This is a genomic window from Thalassolituus sp. UBA6592, assembly GCF_002433655.1.
In the GTDB taxonomy this organism is placed as follows: Bacteria; Pseudomonadota; Gammaproteobacteria; order Pseudomonadales; family Oceanobacteraceae; genus Venatoribacter.
In genome coordinates this window covers 1-18,901 of record NZ_DJIO01000110.1, presented here as the reverse complement: position 1 = coordinate 18,901, position 18,901 = coordinate 1, and the positions used below count along the sequence as shown (strand labels likewise).

General features: G+C 53.5%; 15 protein-coding genes. 8 read left to right on the top strand and 7 right to left on the bottom strand.

The genetic code is table 11. From position 1 onward, the window contains the following. Nucleotides 1–67 precede the first annotated feature (67 nt). The 3 genes from B2Z72_RS10195 to epmB form a co-directional block, all read right to left on the bottom strand. Nucleotides 68–2,158, bottom strand: coding sequence for an EAL domain-containing response regulator (locus tag B2Z72_RS10195; protein ID WP_296984290.1), 2,091 nt, complete (start codon nt 2,156–2,158; stop codon nt 68–70). Between the two features lie 112 nt (nt 2,159–2,270). Continuing rightward, nucleotides 2,271–4,082, bottom strand: a complete 1,812-nt coding sequence (locus B2Z72_RS10190) for a GTPase (protein ID WP_296984291.1) — start codon at nt 4,080–4,082, stop codon at nt 2,271–2,273. A 134-nt stretch (nt 4,083–4,216) separates the two neighbouring features. Continuing rightward, nucleotides 4,217–5,239 carry an EF-P beta-lysylation protein EpmB gene (gene epmB / locus B2Z72_RS10185; RefSeq protein ID WP_296984293.1) on the bottom strand — a complete coding sequence of 341 codons (1,023 nt, stop codon included), beginning with the start codon at nt 5,237–5,239 and terminating at the stop codon, nt 4,217–4,219. Between the two features lie 36 nt (nt 5,240–5,275). Here epmB and efp point away from each other — a divergent pair, with 36 nt between their 5' ends. The 3 genes from efp to B2Z72_RS10170 all read left to right on the top strand — a co-directional run bounded on the left by efp (nt 5,276) and on the right by B2Z72_RS10170 (nt 8,324). Next, nucleotides 5,276–5,842, top strand: a complete 567-nt coding sequence (efp, locus tag B2Z72_RS10180; RefSeq protein WP_296984295.1) for an elongation factor P — start codon at nt 5,276–5,278, stop codon at nt 5,840–5,842. A gap of 87 nt (nt 5,843–5,929) precedes the next feature. Beyond that, the gene (gene epmA, locus B2Z72_RS10175) at nt 5,930–6,904 is read left to right on the top strand and encodes an EF-P lysine aminoacylase EpmA (protein WP_296984297.1); all 975 of its coding nucleotides are present in this window, start codon (nt 5,930–5,932) and stop codon (nt 6,902–6,904) included. 103 nt (nt 6,905–7,007) lie between these two features. Then, on the top strand, nt 7,008–8,324 hold the full coding sequence (locus B2Z72_RS10170; RefSeq protein WP_296984299.1) for a HupE/UreJ family protein: 1,317 nt from the start codon (nt 7,008–7,010) through the stop codon (nt 8,322–8,324). Nucleotides 8,325–8,512: 188 nt separating this feature from the next. Here B2Z72_RS10170 and asd read toward each other — a convergent pair whose 3' ends face one another. From asd to B2Z72_RS10155, 3 genes are all read right to left on the bottom strand, one after another. Continuing rightward, the gene (gene asd / locus B2Z72_RS10165) at nt 8,513–9,373 is read right to left on the bottom strand and encodes an archaetidylserine decarboxylase (protein ID WP_296984301.1); all 861 of its coding nucleotides are present in this window, start codon (nt 9,371–9,373) and stop codon (nt 8,513–8,515) included. A gap of 14 nt (nt 9,374–9,387) precedes the next feature. Then, nucleotides 9,388–10,251, bottom strand: a complete 864-nt coding sequence (locus B2Z72_RS10160; protein ID WP_296984302.1) for a sulfurtransferase — start codon at nt 10,249–10,251, stop codon at nt 9,388–9,390. A gap of 186 nt (nt 10,252–10,437) precedes the next feature. Next, a complete protein-coding gene (locus B2Z72_RS10155) occupies nt 10,438–12,177 on the bottom strand; it encodes an HDOD domain-containing protein (RefSeq protein WP_296984304.1) in 1,740 nt (579 codons plus the stop codon). 92 nt (nt 12,178–12,269) lie between these two features. Between B2Z72_RS10155 and motA the strand changes: the two genes are divergently transcribed. Continuing rightward, on the top strand, nt 12,270–13,121 hold the full coding sequence (motA, locus tag B2Z72_RS10150; RefSeq protein WP_296984305.1) for a flagellar motor stator protein MotA: 852 nt from the start codon (nt 12,270–12,272) through the stop codon (nt 13,119–13,121). Next, nucleotides 13,121–14,131 carry a flagellar motor protein MotB gene (gene motB, locus B2Z72_RS10145; RefSeq protein ID WP_296984306.1) on the top strand — a complete coding sequence of 337 codons (1,011 nt, stop codon included), beginning with the start codon at nt 13,121–13,123 and terminating at the stop codon, nt 14,129–14,131. The genes motA and motB overlap by 1 nt, the downstream gene beginning before the upstream one ends. A gap of 46 nt (nt 14,132–14,177) precedes the next feature. On the opposite strand, the gene rsgA is transcribed toward motB, so the two are convergent. Continuing rightward, a complete protein-coding gene (rsgA, locus tag B2Z72_RS10140) occupies nt 14,178–15,209 on the bottom strand; it encodes a small ribosomal subunit biogenesis GTPase RsgA (protein WP_296984307.1) in 1,032 nt (343 codons plus the stop codon). A gap of 94 nt (nt 15,210–15,303) precedes the next feature. On the opposite strand from rsgA, the gene orn reads away from it, so the two are divergent. The 3 genes from orn to B2Z72_RS10125 form a co-directional block, all read left to right on the top strand. Beyond that, nucleotides 15,304–15,846, top strand: a complete 543-nt coding sequence (gene orn / locus B2Z72_RS10135; RefSeq protein ID WP_296984309.1) for an oligoribonuclease — start codon at nt 15,304–15,306, stop codon at nt 15,844–15,846. Nucleotides 15,847–16,847: 1,001 nt separating this feature from the next. Further along, a complete protein-coding gene (gene cyoA / locus B2Z72_RS10130) occupies nt 16,848–17,783 on the top strand; it encodes a ubiquinol oxidase subunit II (RefSeq protein ID WP_296984310.1) in 936 nt (311 codons plus the stop codon). Nucleotides 17,784–17,789: 6 nt separating this feature from the next. Then, nucleotides 17,790–18,901 (top strand): cbb3-type cytochrome c oxidase subunit I (locus B2Z72_RS10125; RefSeq protein ID WP_297004726.1); only part of this gene is annotated, 1,112 nt, incomplete at its 3' end.

Below are 18,901 nucleotides of genomic sequence, written 5' to 3'. Positions count from 1 at the left end.
GTCTTAAGTGAACAGCATTGCGCAACTGCGGGCTTTTTTGTATCTGTCTCTTCGTTGGAGTGAAGGCTCAGATCTCGTCGTCTTCACTGAAGTTAAAGGCCATTGCTGCCTGTGGCGGCTGTACATAGTAGCCCTGAATAAAGTCCACACCGAGCTGCCACAGAGCCGCCACCGAAGTGGCGCTTTCGACCAGCGGAATAATGGTTTTCTTCTCTTCTTCGTGCAGTTCTTTCAGCAGATCTTTCAGTGCACCCTGGCCGGCACCCAGTTCTTTGGTAAATGAGCCATCAATCTTCACATAATCCACCGCCAGGTGCTGTACCGTCTGCATTGGATTCAGCGCGCAGCCGAAACGGCTGAGGGCTGCAGGAATGGCTTTCTCACGCAGGGTGGAGCAGAAGATCTGCGCCTGCTTCAGCATGGTCGAAGCGTCGTCTTCATTAAACTGCAGCACCACCGCGCCTTTAGGCAGTTTTGCTGCGTTAATGGCTACGCCGATCCATGCGGGCAGGGCTTCGTCCAGCAGGGATGCGCCACTCAGGTTGATAAATACCCGGGTGTTGTGCCCCTTGGCTCTGTGCTCGCCGAGCAGTTTGGTGGTGTGCAGCACAACCCAACGGTCGATTTTACGTTTCAGTTCATCACTGATGTCGGCGCTGTTCATAAAATCACCGGCTGACAGTTCTTCGCCATCCGGCATATTCAGACGCAGCAGGGCTTCGTAATGCTCTGTTTCTTCGCCTTTCAGGCTGATCATTGGCTGGAACATCAGACGGAAGCTGTTGCCTTTGACGGCATCCTTGAGGATGCTTTCCAGACTTGCTGCACCGGCTTTATGGTCTTCTGTTTCTTTCGGCTGATACAAGGCAACACCGTTGCCACGCTCATGCCCCTGTTGCTTACGCACATCATCTGAAGCGTGATGCGACTGTTGCAGAATTTCGTCCGGACGGGAGCTGTTTTCAGTGATCAGAGCTACGCCAACAGAAACCGTGGTGGTGACCGTGCGTTTACCCAGATCAATCAGCAGATGTTCGACTTTGTCGCGGATCTGTTCGGCGTACTGTAATGCGGATTCCGCATCAATGTTCATGCGCAGGCAGGCAAAGATGTCTTCGCCAACGCGGGCCAGCACGTCCTGCTCAGTTACCATGCCGCGCAGCATGGTGCCGATTTCAGTGATGACGGTGTCAGCGTAGCTGATACCAATATCGCTTTTTACTTTACCGAAGTTGTCGATATTGATGTACAGAACGGCACCACGGGCACCTTTGAGAACCGCTTTATCGACTGCGCCTTCCAGCGACGCGCGGAAATACGGTTTGTTGTACAGGCCGGTCAACAGGTCGCGGCTGCTGATCTCCCGCAGCTTAGCTTCCAGTTCGGCGTTATCGGCGTTGGAGCTGATCGTTACCTGGGTGCAGCGCTCGTCGGAGTAGGTTGCCGGGGTGAAGCCCATGTTCATCGGGAAGGATTTGCCTTCGCCGTTCACACCTGTGGTGCGCAGCTGCTGAGCTTCGCCGTCATTCAGGTAGGATTTGAAAAAGGCTTTGAAACCCTGCTGTGCGGAAGCATGGATCATATCCATGATCGGCATGCCTTCCAGCTCTTCTACGGATTCGTATCCAAACAGATCGAGATAGGCCTGGTTGGCGTAGACGTGCATGCCATCGTGAATATAGGCCACGGCATCTTTAGAGCTTTCCAGCAGATTCTGGCAGCGTTTTTCGGCATCACGCACATGCACTTCAAGGGTACGTAATTCGCGGCGTGTCTGCAGATGGGTCAGTTCGCGCTGAATCATCAGCAGCAACAGATTACTTTCATCCTCAGGCACCACGGCAGCGGCGCCGCGTTTGATGGCGCTCTCTACCATCATACTGTCGGCTTCTTCGCTGAGAAGAATCATCGGCAGGTCTTTGTTAAGACGCTTGATGAGTTTCAGCATCTCTTCGTAACTGACGTCACCGACCTGACTGTGGCAGATCAGCAGATCCCAGGTTTTATCCTGCAGCTGTTCATTGAGGTCGGTCAGAGATGTGATCTGGTGGGCGCGGGTGGCACTGCCTGAATTGCGCATGAGGCTGACCAGTTTCTCTGCATCATTTTCAGTTTCTGTAAGCAGTAACAGATGCAGGGTATCCCTACTGGAAGACATGCACACCTCAGGCAATTAATAAAAGTAAGATTATAGAGCCTGATTTGTGAAAAAAAATGACCGCGACTGACAAAATTTGGCGTAATCGCCTGCTTTGGCGTTAAAACAGGCGTTACAGTTTGTTCCAGATGGAATCAAATTCGTCATCGGCGATGCCGGCAGCCTGGCGCGTGTTGTTACTTGTCTGGGCAGCTCCACCCGAAGCACGGAACTGGAACTGGCTGAAACTGCTGGTCGAAGCCAGACGTTTGGTGAGTTGCTGGCGACCCTGCAGGTCGTTGAAGCTCAGCTCAACCTTGTTGCCGGTACGGAAAGGCATACGCGGCAGCAGAAGTGTCGCCGGTTGAGCAATGGCTTTGATCGCAGGTAACAGCAGTGCGCGCATAAATGGACCATTACTGCCAGTTTTTTGCAGAAGGCGTGCTGCGCCGACTTCAGCGCGGGGCGCAAGCAGCTCAATACCGAGTTGAGTACCCTTATCACGCATGTGGCGTATCCAGCGGATGACACCGATAGACCAGTGCTTAACGCCGTTTTCCTGAATACCGAGCAGTTCACCCGCCTGAATGCTGGATGGCAGGTCGCCGATCCAGTGCACACAGTAGCCACCCGGGCTGGTATTGATCAGGTTGGCAGAATGGGTCGGATACTTGGCTTCCACCGGGGTATCGTCGTTCTTTGACTGATTGTGCTTATTGATGAACTCGATGGCATCCAGATTGATGTTCTCGATTTCAGCCAGACGGGCACCGCCGGCATCGAATGCGTTCGCCCAGACATCACTCTGGCCGCTGCCGGTATCGATGGAGCTGATTCTGTCATCGCCATCGACGGTTTTCGGCTTGATGCCGGATACCACGGCTTCAAATTCCCGCATGCCGGCACTGTAGTAATGCGTTGCTGTCAGGCCGATACAGAGCTTGAGTACGCCTTCTGAACTGGCGCGGCGGAACGACCGCTGCCAGTGGATGCCCCAGGCCTGAATAGCATGGGACAGCAGGTTGTCATTGAGCTTACCGGGTACGGTGATCTTGTGCTGGCCGTTTGGATTGGCGGCCCACTGTTTCAGCGCCTGCACCAGGTTGGCGGTATTCAGTCCGCGGAACAGCGGCTTCTGCGCGTCACGCAGATGCTGACGGTATTGTCCCGGACGGTCACGGTGCAGGTTGATGATAAACAGTGATGATTCAACATCTGCCGGCGTCAGTTCGGTAAACGCAGCCCACAGCTCACTGGCTTCATAGAGTTCAGCCAGATCCTGCTGTCGCAGATTATTAGGTTTTGCTGTGCCCATCAGATGCGCGCGCATGAAAACGTCGCGGATAGAGGACGTTGACATAAAGCGCGTCTGGCGGTCGCTGACTTCAAAATCCAGCAGACCATGAGTTTCGGCCAGCAGGTAGAGCTGGTTGATTTCCAGCCACGCGTGTTCCGGCGCATTACAGTAAAGCTGGAAAGCGCGCAGGATGGTCTGGTTGGAATCTGAGATCGCCCGGTGTACTGCCAGAGTCACCACCTTGGGTGGTTTATCGGCGCTGGTCATATGGGCAATGCTGTGGGCGACTACGGTTTTGTAGCCGGTGGCCAGATGGCCCTGCAGTGCCTGACTCAGGTTGGCGATCTTGAGTTGTTTTTCGTTGAGTGAAATAGACGACTTAAGAAAGTGTTTATTCAGCAGAGTGCAGATGCTATATATGTACGGACGTACCACTTCAAGCATCTTGAAACGCAGCAGCGGGTCAGTTTTCCACTGATTCAGTTCCCGGATCGCCAGATACAGTTGGCGCGCCGATTCACCGGTATTGGCCATGGGCAGTGATTTCGCCCATTGCGTAATACCCTCGACGTTCCCTGGACAGAACGTGAGTTGTGAAAGCGATGTTGCCGGTATCTGCAACTTGATGGGCGTTACTTGGCTGTCCATGCAATCCTGCTGATTAAGTCGTAATTCATCTTCTGGCCTGTTAGTAAAAAGTGCCAGATATGACATTCATTATAGCGGCTTTGTGCCGTCTGTAACTGAATACAGAGCAATTTCACTGGTTTATAGGGAAGAATTCAGTCTCTGTCGAGATGAATAAGCGCCTTATTGGGCAATCCGGCTATCTCTCTTGCCAATTTAGGCACAAGGTAGCCTGGTAACTGAGCCTGCATCTGACGATGGAGGTCGACTGCTTCCCGTTGGTCGACATCGAAATGGTGTGCTCCTTTCACCGGATCAAGAAGGTGAAGGTAATAGGGCAGCACGCCGAATTCAAACAGGCGTTCACTTAACTCAGAAAGAACGCTGATATTGTTGTTGATTTTGCGCAGTATAACTGACTGATTCAGTAGTGTAATACCTGAATTTTTCAGGCTTTGCAGACGTTGTCTGTGTTCCTCACTCAATTCCCGTGGATGGTTGATATGCAGCACAATCGACGCTTGCAGACGGCTGGCAGACAGCATATCTGTCAGTTCCGGCGTCAGACGCTGAGGAATAACGACGGGCAGGCGGCTGTGTATGCGCAGGCGGCGGACATGGGGAATGGCTTCGCACTGATTGATCAGGCGCGCCAGGTCCTCATCCTGCAGCAACAGAGGATCGCCGCCGCTTAAGATAATTTCACTGATATTGTGATCGGCACGCACATAATCCAGGGCCTGTTGCCACTCGGCACGGCTCAGGCGGTTTTCTGAATACGGAAAATGCCGGCGGAAGCAGTAGCGGCAGTTCACTGCGCAGCCCGAAGCTGCCAGCAGCAGCAGGCGGCCATGATATTTATGGATAATGCCGGGTGTGGCGTTGGCTGCCTGTTCTCCCAGCGGATCTGCAATATAACCTTCCCGCGTCTGACGCTCTTCCTGTAACGGCAGTACCTGCAGCAGCAGCGGATCATCTGCTCTGGCTTCCATCAGGCGGGCGTATGGGCGGGGCACCAGCATAGGGAAATCCGGCTGGTTATCAGTCTGCAGTGCGACGTCTGAACGGGGGATTCCCAGCCAGTTGAGCAGCTCGTCGGGGCGACGGAATGCAGATGCCAGAATCTGTCTCCAGTCTTCACTCTCAACAGAATCCGCAGTTCGGGTTATGATAGGCAACTTTTGAAATATCCTAAAAATTGATTGGGCTGTGAAATGGCGAACTATTCTACCAACGAATTCAAATCAGGTCTTAAGGTGATGCTCGAAAACGAGCCGTGCTCCATTATTGAAAATGAGTACGTGAAGCCGGGTAAAGGCCAGGCGTTTAACCGCGTTAAGCTGCGTAACCTGCGTAACGGCCGTGTGGTTGAGAAGACTTTTAAATCCGGTGACTCTCTGGAAGGCGCCGATGTTGTTGAAGTGGATATGGAGTACCTGTACACCGACGGTGAATTCTGGCACTTCATGGCAACCGACGGTTCTTTTGAACAGCATGGCGCATCAGAAGAAGCGCTGGGCGACACCATCAAATGGCTGAAAGAGCAGGACGTTTACGTGGTGACTCTGTTTAACGGTGCCGTACTGACCGTTGCTCCGCCAAACTTTGTTGAGCTGGAAGTGACTGAAACTGATCCGGGTGTAAAAGGCGATACCGCTAACGGTGGTAACAAGCCGGCAACTCTGAGCACTGGTGCTGTGGTTAAAGTGCCTCTGTTTATCAACATCGGTGACAAGCTGCGTGTGGATACCCGTACCGGCGAATACGTCAGCCGCGCATAAGCTGCTCTGCTGATGGTGTTAAAGGGAGCTGCGGCTCCCTTTTTGATGCCTCTTTTTTAATCGCTCATCTGCCTATCAGGAAATCCCATGTGGCAACCTTCTGCCAGCCGTGAAGCTTTGCTGGCCCGCCAGCGCCTGTATCAGACCATCCGCACGTATTTCAGTCAGCGTGATGTTGTGGAAGTGGAAACCCCTTACCTGTCCGTCGCGGCGGTATGCGATCCGAATATCGAACCTATGCGTATCGAACCTGGGCGGGTTGGCGGCCAGAGCACTGAGCAGCACAGTGACCAGCGCTTTCTGCATACCTCGCCGGAATACGCCATGAAACGCCTGCTGTGCGCAGGCTACGGCGATATTTATCAGATTGCGCGGGTGTTCCGCCGCGGCGAAGCCGGACGGCGTCACAACCCGGAGTTTTCCATGCTGGAATGGTACCGGGTTGGCTGGGATGATCAGCGCCTGATGCAGGAAGTCAGCGAACTGGCTCAGGCCATGCTGGCGCCGCGTTATCCACAACTGGTAGTGGAACATCTGCATTACGCCGATGCTGTAGAGCGCTATGCCGGCATTGATGTGTTCGCCGCCAGCGAGTCAGATATTGCCGCGAAGGGCGTGGAACTGGCTGGTCAGGATCTGCAGCTCAGCCGTGATGGCTGGCTGGATGTGATCATGAGCCATGCGGTAGAGCCGGCGCTGCCTGTCGATACCCTGGTCTTTATTGATGAATTTCCGGCGTCTCAGGCGGCACTGGCGCGGGTGATGGATGATCAGCAGGGGCGTGCTGTTGCCCGCCGCTTTGAGCTGTATTTTAACGGCGCTGAACTGGCCAATGGTTATTACGAGCTGACCGATGCTGACGAACAGCGCCGCCGCTTCGAGGCTGAAGCCAGCGCCCACCCGGCAGATCAGCGCCCGCTGGATGAGCATCTGTTGGCGGCATTGCAGCATGGCATGCCGGAATGTGCCGGTGTCGCCATGGGTCTGGATCGTCTGCTGATGATGGTTATGAATACCGGCAGCATCGCCGACGTTCTGGCGTTTGACTGGAGCCGGGCATAACAACTGCCAGACAGTACAGCTATCAGAAACGGGTACGGATTTATTCTGTGCCCGCATCATAGCGTTTCACCTGTGACGTCTGTTTGTCATAAAGCCGTCAGCATTGGCAGCGACAATCGCCGCCATGAATACTTTTATCCGCTCCTTCGTCCTCAGCATTGTTATGCTGACCGCCAGCTTCAGCGCGCTGGCCCATAAACCAGCCTCCAGTGAGTACTACCTGTTTATTAATGAGCAGGGCGTGATGATGGACGCTTACTTTCCCTTAGACCGCATTGATTATGCTCTGGGTGTACGCATCGCCCATGAGGAAGATTTCCGCGGCGCTGACCTGCGCAGCCAGTTGCAGCAGCGGCTGGATCAGCACCTGTGGCTGGCCGACGATCAGGGTAACCGCATCCGTGCGCAAATCCGCCAGACCTGGAATACCTGGAAAGATCAGAACGGCACCAATACGCCGATGCTGAAAGCTGAACTCTGGTTTCCGCTGGCAGATACGGATGGTCGCATCACGCTGCATTCCGATGTGATTACTGCGGCGGTCAGTAATCACGATCTGTACGTCAGCGTGCAGAGCGATTTCCGCCAGGGCGTGCTGGGTGAGCCTGCCCTGCTTGGCGTGATTACCAAACCGTCACCGCAGCTGTATATCGAACGCGATGGTGCCAGCCTGTGGCAGGGCGTCAGTTCGATGTTTGTGCACGGCATGGATCATATCCGTCATGGTACGGATCATCTGTTGTTTCTGTTCTGTCTGTTACTGACGGCGCCATTGATGCTGGTTAACGGGCGCTGGCAGGGCAGGCTGACTAACCGTCAGTCGGTTATACAGATTGTGAAGCTGATCAGTGCTTTCACACTCGGTCATACCCTGACACTGGTGATGGCGACACTGGGCTGGATTCCGGCCGGTGGTCAGGCCATTGAAGTGGTGATCGCGCTGACGATTATGGCTACCGCGGTGTTTGCGCTACGCCCGCTGCCGTTCGGCCATGGCGGCCAGCTGAGTATTGCTGCGGGTTTTGGTCTGATTCACGGCGCTGCATTTGCAGAAAATCTGGCGCAACTCGGGCTGAGTGGCGTTGATCTGGCGTCGGCATTGCTGGCCTTTACCAGCGGTATTGAACTGCAGCAGTTACTGCTGGTGGCGGTGGTGATGCCTTTCCTGCTGGTGATCAGCCGTCAGCTGCAGGTGTATTTCTGGCTCAGAGCGGGTGCTGCGGCCTTTGCGCTGGTGGCGTCAGCGGGTTGGTTGGCTGAACGCATTCAGCAGATACCGAATCCTCTGACCCTGTGGCTGGAACAACTGATCGATATTGCGCCGTATCTTTATGCTCTGTTGATCGTGGCAGCCGTTACCTGCTGGCTGGTTCAGCGCAGCCGCGTGATAAACGCTCAGGTGCCGCCGCTGGCAGATTAAATCTGCTTACCCGTGCCAGAGATTGGCGCACATAAAAAAGCCGCGTGGTTCATGTGAATCACGCGGCTTTCTACAACTTCAGCTAAAGGCTTTTTTCAGCTTCAGGTAAAGGCTTTCTACAACTTCAGCTAAAGGCTTTCTACAACTTCAGCTAAAGGCTTTTTCAGCTTCAGCTTATCGCTTTGAGTTTATTCCACGCTCATGGCAATGGCTTCACCCATGCGCAGCGGGGATTCTGCTGCCAGCTCTTCCAGCCAGTGAATTTTGTCTTTGGCAAAACACAGCACCACGGTAGAACCGAGCAGGAAGCGGCCCATCTCTTCACCTTTTTCGAGGGTGACAGGCTGTGGGTTGGTGTAATCCGTCACTTTGGTTTTGCGTTCCATTGGTGTGATGCGGCCAGCCCATACGGTTTCGATGGCTGCAACAATCATGGCGCCGACCAGAATCATGGCCATCGGCCCCTGTTCGGTATCAAAGATACACACCAGACGTTCGTTGCGGGCAAACAGACGCGGTACGTTTTCGGCAGTGGTCTGATTCACAGAGAACAGATCGCCGGGTACGTACACCATTTCGCGCAGGGTACCGGTTACCGGCATATGCACGCGGTGATAATCCTTCGGCGACAGGTAAATGGTGGCGAACTCACCGCCCATAAACTCTTCCGCGCGCTGAGTATTGCCACCGAGCAGTTCGATCAGGGAATAATCCTGACCTTTGGCCTGAAAAATACGGCCGTTTTCAATTTTACCCAGTTGCGATACTGCACCATCCGCCGGCGATACCAGCTGGTTATCAGTGGCACTGACCGGGCGGGCATCGTCTTCCAGTTCGCGGGTAAAGAAATCATTAAAGCAGCGGAAATCATCTGCCGTTTTGCGTTTGGCTTCATTCATGTTGATGCCGAACTGCTTAATGAAAAAGTTGATAAAGGTATTTTTGATCCAGCGGATTTCGCTGGCCGCCAGCCAGCCCACCAGGTGGGAAAGCAGGTGCTGCGGAACAATATACTGCAGTGCAATAAAGGCTTTTTGTTTTAATGTCATGCTGGGTGTTGTCCTTATGGCTGTGCGCCGGTGTTGACCGGGGTGTTGTCGTCATTACCCCATTCAGACCATGAGCCGTCATAGCCTTTAATGTTTAATCCAAGGATTTTACCGACCAGATAGGTAAAACCGGAACGGTGGTGAGTCTGGCAGTGCGTGGCGATTTCTTTGCTTTCATCAATGCCCATGTCTTGCAGCAGGGTACGGAAACCGTCCAGTTCATTGATTTTCAGGCCGCGGCTTTTATCCATACCCAGCGTCCATTCGTAATTCACGGCGCCGGGAATATGGCCGCCACGTTTTGAAATCACTTTTTCACCTGTGTATTCCTCTTTCGAGCGGGCATCCCACACGGCAAAGTCCGGCTGACCAATGCGTTCAATAATCTGTTCTTTGCTCAGGGTGCAGTCGCTGTTCACCAGTTCCGCCTGATAGCTGCTGGCTACCGGGGTAACCTCGCCGCTTTCTGTTGGCAGGCCTTCAGCTAACCACGCACTCAGGCCGCCGTTCAGGTAGGAATACCTGGTGTGGCCAATGCAATCCAGAACCCAGATCATACGGCCCGCCCAGCCGCCGCCTTCATCATCGGAGCAGATAACATGGGTGTCGGCTGTCAGACCGATTTCACTCAGCGCGGCTGAAATCTGTGCCATGGGGGGCAGCTTGCCAGGCGCTGGCTGACCAGCAGACTGCAGCTTTTTAAAATCCAGCCAGACTGAGCCCGGAATGTGATTTGCGATAAAGGTTTCGGCCTTCGCCTGTTCGACGATCAGTACTTTGGCTGCATCAGCGAAAGGTAACCGGGCAGCCAGATCAGCCGGTTCAATTAACAGGGGAAGGTCTAACAGAGGAAGGTCTAACAGAGGAAGGTCAGCCATGAAAACTCCGCGAACGATAGTCGTACAGATGAAAAAACGGATGGAGAGCGGGCAGTTTATCCAACGACGCGGCGGATGTCAGGTCGCTTGCGCCTGCTTATCACGCTTATGAGTGTGCGCGGCCGCGACAGTTCAGAATGCTGTATGTTTGTTTAACACTGTTCCCGTGCTGTCAGAGGATTGTTGTCACCCTTTTTGCCGGTTGGTCGCCCGCAGAGTATTGGCCCGCAGGGCAGCCAGACTCTGACTGCCGATCATGCACAGGTTTTTAAAGCCCATGTACTCCGCCTGAGAGATAACCTCCTGCCCCTCGGCTGCAAAGCCCATCACCAGTCCAATCGGGCTGGCGCCGGCGTCAATGGACATCATCACGGTTTGAGCCGGAATGCGCGTTGTTACGCTGTCCGGTAGCCGTACCAGAAATTTTTCACGGTTGTCCGGGGTCAGCAGCAGTCCGGCGGGTTTTTCCAACAGCTTGCTGAACACTGATGGGCGGCTCAGATCTACCGTTAATGTGCGCCGGGGGTCTTCGCTGCTCAGGCCTTCGGCATAAATCACTTTCAGCTGAGTTTTGTCTTTATTCAGCAGGGCAACGCAGGCCGAGGGCAGACCAAGGCCTTCGGTAACACCTTTCAGCAGGCTTTTCATCAGGAAGTGCCAGTCACCAAAGCTGTCCGGTTCCTGCTGCAGCTGACGCAGCAGTTTCTTCATGTAATCTTCGTCGCTGTGACGTTCGGTGTTTATCTCTGTATTTAATCCAGTGACAGCCTCTGTCCCGGAATCAGCTTCAGCCTCGTTGTCTTTCGTGGATGCTGGTGGCGCATCGGCCTGGCTGTTGAGAGTTTCTGCTGCAGCGCTGTTGTTGGTGTTGTTGCTGTTAGTGGTGGAGTCACGATCTGACTGCAGCCCAGCGTGCAGTTCAGCATCCGCCGGCTGTATGGCATTACCGTCTGCGGCAATAAAAGGATACTGCGCTGTTTCTTTTTCTGGGGATAGCAGCAGGTGCAGGCCAGTCCCCAGAGTGGAATGCTGTTGCTGACTGCTTTGTACCTGCAGGCGTCTGACTTCCGGCGTGACCTGAAACTGCGCTTTGCCGGACCAGTGACTGACCAGTGCTGTCCAGCGCATGGCGCGCTTGCCATCCGGTGCCATGTGCAGTTGCCAGGCAAGCTGATTGGCCATCAGGCTGATCATGGCCGGTGCCTGACACTTGTGGATCAGAGCCCGCTGGTTATCCAGATCGCGCGGATCATGACGGCGTAACAGGCGCCATTGGGCAGGGTCTGGCTGATGCTCTGCCTGCCAGGTCTGCTGGGCCATTTGTGGCAGATGCAGCTGACGCAGCGTCAACAGCCATTGTTTCTCATCGTCTCCAAACACCTGTTGCATAGCACTCAACAGAGAGTCACCGCGGCTGAGCAGATACTGCCAGTTGGCAGCCTGTGGCCACACCTGCAGCCAGGACCAGTAAGGGGCCATGGCCAGCATGCTGCTCCAGCGGGCGTAATTAACCGACTGTGTGCCTCTTTGAGTTGCCCAGTGAGCCGCCAGATTGCCGGCAAAACGGGCACACATAATGGCGCGCCGGTACGCCTGCTGCGCCGGTTCGGAAGGGTGCAGCGGCACCATAGTGAGCTTTTTCATCAGCCGCACCAGTTCCTGCATACCAAGTAACGACAGGCAGTTTGCGGCACCGGAGATCTGTTCCACGCAGCCTGGATGCTGGCGCGCTGCCAGCATCAGCAGATTCTGGCACAGCGCCGGGTCACTCTCGATGCTGGGGGCAAGCTCGTCAAAACTGATACGCGCTTTCTGCATCTGCTGACGAATACGCTGATGCGTTTCCGCCAGAATCGGCAGGTACTCGGTATTGCGGACTTCTTTCCACAAATCATCGGGAGCTGAGCTTATTGTTAGCAGAGTCATGTGCGGGTTTGTGTAACCGTCATTTGTAGCCTTTACTTAACTATAGTCTTAATCCGCTTCATGGGGCGTCACAGCATCAGGGATTTTTAATAATGCTGTTTTTCTTGGGTCTGATAATTGTTTTCGGCAGTGTGCTGTACGGCTATGTGATGTCGCATGGCAACCTGCTGGCGCTGTGGCAGCCGTTCGAGATGTTGATCATCTGCGGTGCTGCCTTTGGTGCATTCTTGCTGGGTAATCCAGGCAACGTCATCATGCGCTGCTTTAAGCTGACGCCGCAGATTATTATGGGCAGTAAGGTTAACAAGGCCATGTACATGGATGTGTTGGGCCTGATTTACGACATCCTGAATAAAGCCCGGCGTGAAGGCATCATGGCTATTGAGTCAGATGTCGAGAGTCCGTCATCCAGTGCGTTGTTTTCCCGTTATCCGGCCATTCAGGGTAATGAAGAGCTGGCCAATTTTATTGCCGACTATTTCCGCATTATCGCTGCCGGTAACCTGACATCGTTTGAGCTGGAAGCGCTGATGGATCAGGAAATTGAAGCCCGTCTGCATGAACTGGAACAGCCGGCGATGGCAGTCAGTAAGGTTGCTGATGCTCTGCCGGGTTTTGGTATCGTCGCTGCTGTGCTGGGGATTGTGATTACCATGGGGGCGATTGAAGGTGAGATTGCTGAAATCGGCTCTCATGTCGCTGCCGCGCTGGTCGGTACTTTCAGTGGTGTGTTTCTGGCGTATGGTATCGCCGCGCCGGTGAGTGCGGTGATGCAGCATATTGCCGAAGAAGAAATCAAACTCTATGAGGCCAGTAAGGCCTGCATTATTGCTTCTCTTAACGGCCTGCCGCCGCAGCTGGCGGTGGAATTTGGCCGTAAATCCCTGTTCACTCATGGCCGGCCAAGCTTTACCGAAGTGGAAAGTAAAGTGCGGGGCCGCTGATGGAAAATTTAGGTCCCCATCAGAATATAATCATTCGCCGCTATAAAAAGGGTAAACATGCTCACCATGGTGGCGCCTGGAAAGTCGCCATGGCCGACTTTGCGCTGGCGATGATGGCGCTGTTTCTGGTGTTGTGGATTATTAACTCGTCCAATGAAGAACAGCGGGCAGCGATTTCCGGTTATTTTCAGGACCCGAAAGCCTCTGAAGAAGGCGCTAAAGTGCCTTCCGCTTACATCATCGATTTTGGTGGATCACCGACCACAGCAGATAACATTGCTGTTTCTGAGCAGATTGATCCGGAAAAAATTCTGCAGGCGGAAGAAATTGAAAGCATGGCGGAAGCCATCGAACAGCGCCGCATGCAGGATATGAAAGCGAAGATTGAAGCGCGCATTGAGGCCAGCCCGACGCTGAGCCCGTTTAAAGATCAGCTGTTAGTGGATATCACCACCGAAGGTCTGCGCCTGCAGATCGTCGATCAGAGCAAGCGTCCGATGTTTGCGCCGGGCAGTGCTCAGCTTAAATATTATTCGGAAGACATTCTGTGGGAGCTGGCGCCTGTGATCGCCGGCATGGATCACCGTATTTCCATTGTCGGTCACACCGATGCGTCGAAGCTCAACAGCAGCCGTGACGCCGATGACGGCAACTGGCAGTTATCTTCTCTGCGCGCCGATGCTGCGCGCCGGGCTTTGATGGAAGCCGGGGTGGAAAAACAGCAGGTGGCGGAAGTTATCGGTATGGGCGACACCGCGCCGCTGAAGCCGGATGATCCATACGCTGACGTGAACCGCCGTATCTCGGTCACGCTGCTGAACAAGAATGCCGCCGAGGCGGTACAGGAACGTGGTGGTGAAGGCGAAGCTGCGGCGCAGGGTGATGCCGCTGATGAGCGTAAACCTGTGATCAATCAGGCCGGCTCGCTGCTGGAGCAACTGCGCAAAGAACGCGAAGCGCGCAACAACAGTTACGATAATCCGCCCAACCGGGAAGAGCTGACCTGGTAGGTCAGCTTTGACTGATCTTCTGCAGCCTTGCTGTTCCGCTGTCGGATCAGAGTTCTGTCAGAGTCTGCAGAATGCGCTTGTAGCTGACGAATCTGTCTTCCCTTACATCACCTTTTTCTACCGCATCACGGATGGCACAGCCGGGTTCCTGTTCATGGCGGCAGTCACGGAAGCGACAATAGCCGGCCACCGGGCGCAGCTCGCGGAAACCGTACATCACTTCATCCTCCGACATATGCCACAGACCGAACTCGCGGATTCCCGGGGAATCGATCAGATCACCACCGGCAGGAAAATGATACAGGCGGGCGGTGGTGGTGGTGTGTTTACCTTTGCGGGTGTTCTCTGACAGGGCGCCGACTTTCAGCTCTTCGCCCGGAAGCAGAGTACCGATGAGCGAGGATTTACCGACGCCTGACTGTCCAACAAATACGCTGATGCGGTCGTTGAGGAATTCTTTCAGATCGCCGAGGCTGGTTTCGTCGCGGCTGCAGACGCGCAGCGTGCGATAGCCCAGCGCTTCATACTTGCTCAGCAGGTCATCAAAGCGCTGACGGTTAGTGTCATCAAGCAGATCGGTTTTGTTGAGCAGTATGATGGGCTCGATTTCGCAGTTTTCTGCCGCCACCAGATAACGGTCGATCAGGTTAGCGTGCGCTTCCGGCTCGGGGGCGATGACCAGCACAATAAAGTCGATGTTGGCGGCCACTGGTTTGATTTCGTTGTAGGGGTTGGGACGCGACAGTTCTGACTGGCGTTCCAGCACGGTTTCAACTACGCCGGTAAACACACCTTTGGTCTCCGGACCCGGACGGAACACCACGCGGTCACCGGTAACCAGGGAGCCCAGGTTGGCTCTGAGCCAGCAGCGGTAGCGACGTGAACGGTCGTTGGCGGCTTCGACTTCGACCTGGGCGCCAAAATGCGCCATGATCTGGCCTTCGGTTTCGTCGCCCAGTTCGCCGGCATTCAGTTGTTCGCTGATGCCCACTTCTTTTTTGCGGGCGCGGTCAGCCTTCTCCTGCTGGATCTTTTCTACCCGCCAGGCCTGGCGGCGGTTCAGTTTGCGTTTGCTCATAGCGGTCGTGGTGGCTGAGGGTGGTGCTATTGTCTGTGTTGGCCGGGCAGGGTGCAAGTTGCTAGACTCTTATCATCAATAAGAGAGGCTGGTTATGAGTCAGAACGATAATCTGGTGTGGATGGACCTGGAGATGACAGGTCTGGACCCTGAACACGATGTCATCATCGAAATTGCCACCATTGTGACAGATGGTGATCTCAACATCATTGCGGAAGGGCCGGTTATTGCTGTCAGCCAGCCGGATGTGCTGCTGGATGCCATGGATGAGTGGAACACCAAAACCCATGGTAACTCCGGCCTGACCCAGCGGGTACGTGACAGTGACGTCGACGCCCGCGAAGCGCAGCGCCAGACCATTGAATTTTTGCAGCAGTATGTGAAAGCCGGAGCGTCACCGCTGTGCGGTAACAGCATTCATCAGGATCGCCGCTTTCTGGTGAAGTACATGCCTGAGCTGGAAGCGTATATGCACTATCGCAATATCGATGTGTCCACGCTGAAGGAGCTGGCCAAGCGCTGGAAGCCTGAGGTGGTTTCTTCCTTCGAGAAAAAAGGCAGCCATCAGGCGCTGGATGATATCCGTGAATCCATTGCGGAAATGCTCCATTACCGCAAATACTTCCTTGATGTGTAAGTATTTCAGGCAAGGATAAGTAGTTTATACCTTGCATTATATATGGATAAAAAGCCCTGATATATTCAGGGCTTTTTTGTGGTTATTTAAAACAATCTGATGCGTGTGCTTATTTAATCGGGCTGGTTTCATTTCAAACGCTGGGTGAAGTTCAGAAATGCCCTGTTTTTTAAGGCTAAATGGAACAATCGGCAGGAAAAGTTGAAAAAGGAATAAACTGTTTTATTTAAAAAAATAATAAATGCGTTAGAATCTCCGTCAAGAAATGTCTGGTTACAGAAATAATTAAATTACTGCCTGGTTATATATGGCCGGCAGTAAGTCATAAAAGCGCAGACAATGAACATCCCTCAAATATCCCTGCATATCGTGCAGGCTTTTGTCGTGGAGTTCTTGTCATGAATGACTGAGGTAAGGTGTGAAAGATTACGACAACTGCAGCACGGATAGTGTTGTAGGTGATCTGCTTACAAAATCCGCACTGGCACTGTCGCTTCTGGCAGGGCTCTGCGTATGCCTTGCTGATATGTTCAGCATTGCTGACCTGCCGTACTCTGAAGTCCGTAATTATCTGGAAATTCTGGGTGTTGCGGTCGCCGGCCTGCTTTTATACAGCATTGTTTTCTGGCTATGCTTTTTCTGCTGTAAAAGTTCTGATGTTGCTGCGCGCATTTTTGCGGTTGCCGTGCATCATAAGGTTTTTACTCCTGATGTTCTGGTTGCCGCCCACGGCAGCCGCGCTCCTCCCCGTTAATTCAGTATCAGTCAGATTCTGAATTTACCCGTGTATCACGTCTGAGCTGTCCCTTTCGGCCTGTGGCTGAAAGTGCATGCTGGCGTCTGCCGCCCGTCAGTTCTCCGTCTGTCTGCTACTGAAATCTTCGTCACAGAACGCCGCATCTTCGCTGCGCATCTTCTGTGTTTACCTGCGGCTTCGCCGCGTTATCTGTGCATCTGCTCTGCGGATGTGCTGGTCTGTTTCACATTAAAAAGGCTGAAAAATGACAGATAAGAAAGTCTCCCGCGTGTTTGCGGGGCTTCTCTTCAGCGCTGTGGCTCTGCTGTCCGGTTGTTCCGGCGGCGTGCTTGACCCAAAAGGTCAGGTTGGCGTTGATGAGAAAAATCTGATTCTGATTGCCACCGGGCTGATGCTCCTCGTGGTAATACCGGTCATTATCCTGACGCTGGTTTTTGCCTGGAAATACCGGGCTTCCAATGAAGATGCTGTGTACGAACCTAAGTGGGCTCATTCGAAAAAAATTGAGCTGGTGGTATGGCTGATCCCGATTGCCATCATCATCATTCTGGGCAGTGTGACCTGGGTAACGACTCACCACCTTGATCCATACAAACCGCTGGATCACGACAGCAAACCACTGGAAGTTGAAGTGGTATCGCTGAACTGGAAATGGCTGTTTATCTATCCGGAGCAGAACATTGCAACCGTGAATGAGCTGGTGATTCCGGCCCATCGTCAGGTGGCATTCAAACTGACTTCCGAGTCTGTGATGAACTCTTTCTTTATCCCGCAACTGGGCAGCCAGATTTACACCATGGCCGCCATGACCACCAAACTGCACCTGATTGCTGACCACGCTGGTACCTACAAAGGTATTTCTGCGAACTACAGCGGCGCAGGTTTCAGTGAGATGAAGTTCAACACCATTGCTACCGAAACCGAAGCAGATTTCGATCAGTGGGTGAACAAAGTAAAAGCGGCTCCTGAGGCGCTGAGCGGTCCGGTTTATGAGCAGCTGGCTGAGCCTAGTGAAGGCAATCCGGTGACTTATTACAACTCAGTCAAAGCAGGTCTGTTTGACGATATCGTAATGAAGTACATGCAGCACCACGGCCATACACCATTCACTGGTCAGAGTGGCATGGACTCCATGTCAGCGATGCATCAGAAAGAACACATGACTGGTGCGGAGGAATAAAAAATTATGTTTGGTAAATTAACGCTTGAGGCCTTTCCGTTCCACGTACCGATCGTGATGGGCACTCTGTCTGTGGTAGCAATTCTCGGGCTGGCGCTCGTTATTGCTCTCACCAAATACCAGAAATGGGGTTACCTGTGGCGCGAGTGGATTACTTCTGTAGACCACAAACGTCTGGGTGTTATGTACATCATCCTGGCCATGGTTATGCTGCTGCGCGGTTTCGCCGATGCCATCATGATGCGTACTCAGCTGGCTGCGGCGACCAATGGTGCTGCCGGTTATCTGCCACCTGAACACTACGACCAGATCTTCACCGCCCACGGTGTGATCATGATTATCTTTATGGCGATGCCATTTATGATCGGCCTGATGAACATCGTGGTGCCACTGCAGATCGGTGCCCGCGACGTGGCCTTCCCGTTCCTGAATAACCTGAGCTTCTGGTTAGCTGTTTCCGGCGCACTGCTGGTGAATATTTCTCTGGCCGTTGGTGAATTCGCCAAAACCGGTTGGGTTGCTTATCCACCGCTGTCCGAACTTACCTTCAGTCCCGACTCGGGGGTCGACTATTACATATGGGCCTTGCAGATATCGGGGATAGGGACGACCTTAACGGGTGTTAACTTCCTGGTGACTGTGCTGAAAATGCGCACCCGTGGTATGAAGCTGATGCAGATGCCTATTTTTACCTGGACCTGTACCTGGGCCAACATTCTGATCGTGGCGTCTTTCCCGATTCTGACCGGTGCTCTGGCTATGCTGACACTGGACCGTTACCTGGATTTCCACTTCTTTACCAATGATCTTGGCGGTAACGCCATGATGTACATTAACCTGTTCTGGGCATGGGGCCACCCTGAAGTTTATATTCTGGTTCTGCCTGCTTTTGGTATTTTCTCGGAAATTATTTCGACCTTCTCCGGCAAACGTCTGTTCGGTTACACCTCTATGGTTTTTGCCAGCGGCGCGATTTCCGTACTGGGCTTTATCGTTTGGCTGCACCACTTCTTCACCATGGGCTCAAGCGCCGATGTGAATGCTTTCTTTGGTGTAACCACCATGATTATTGCGGTACCAACCGGTGTGAAACTGTTTAACTGGCTGTTCACCATGTA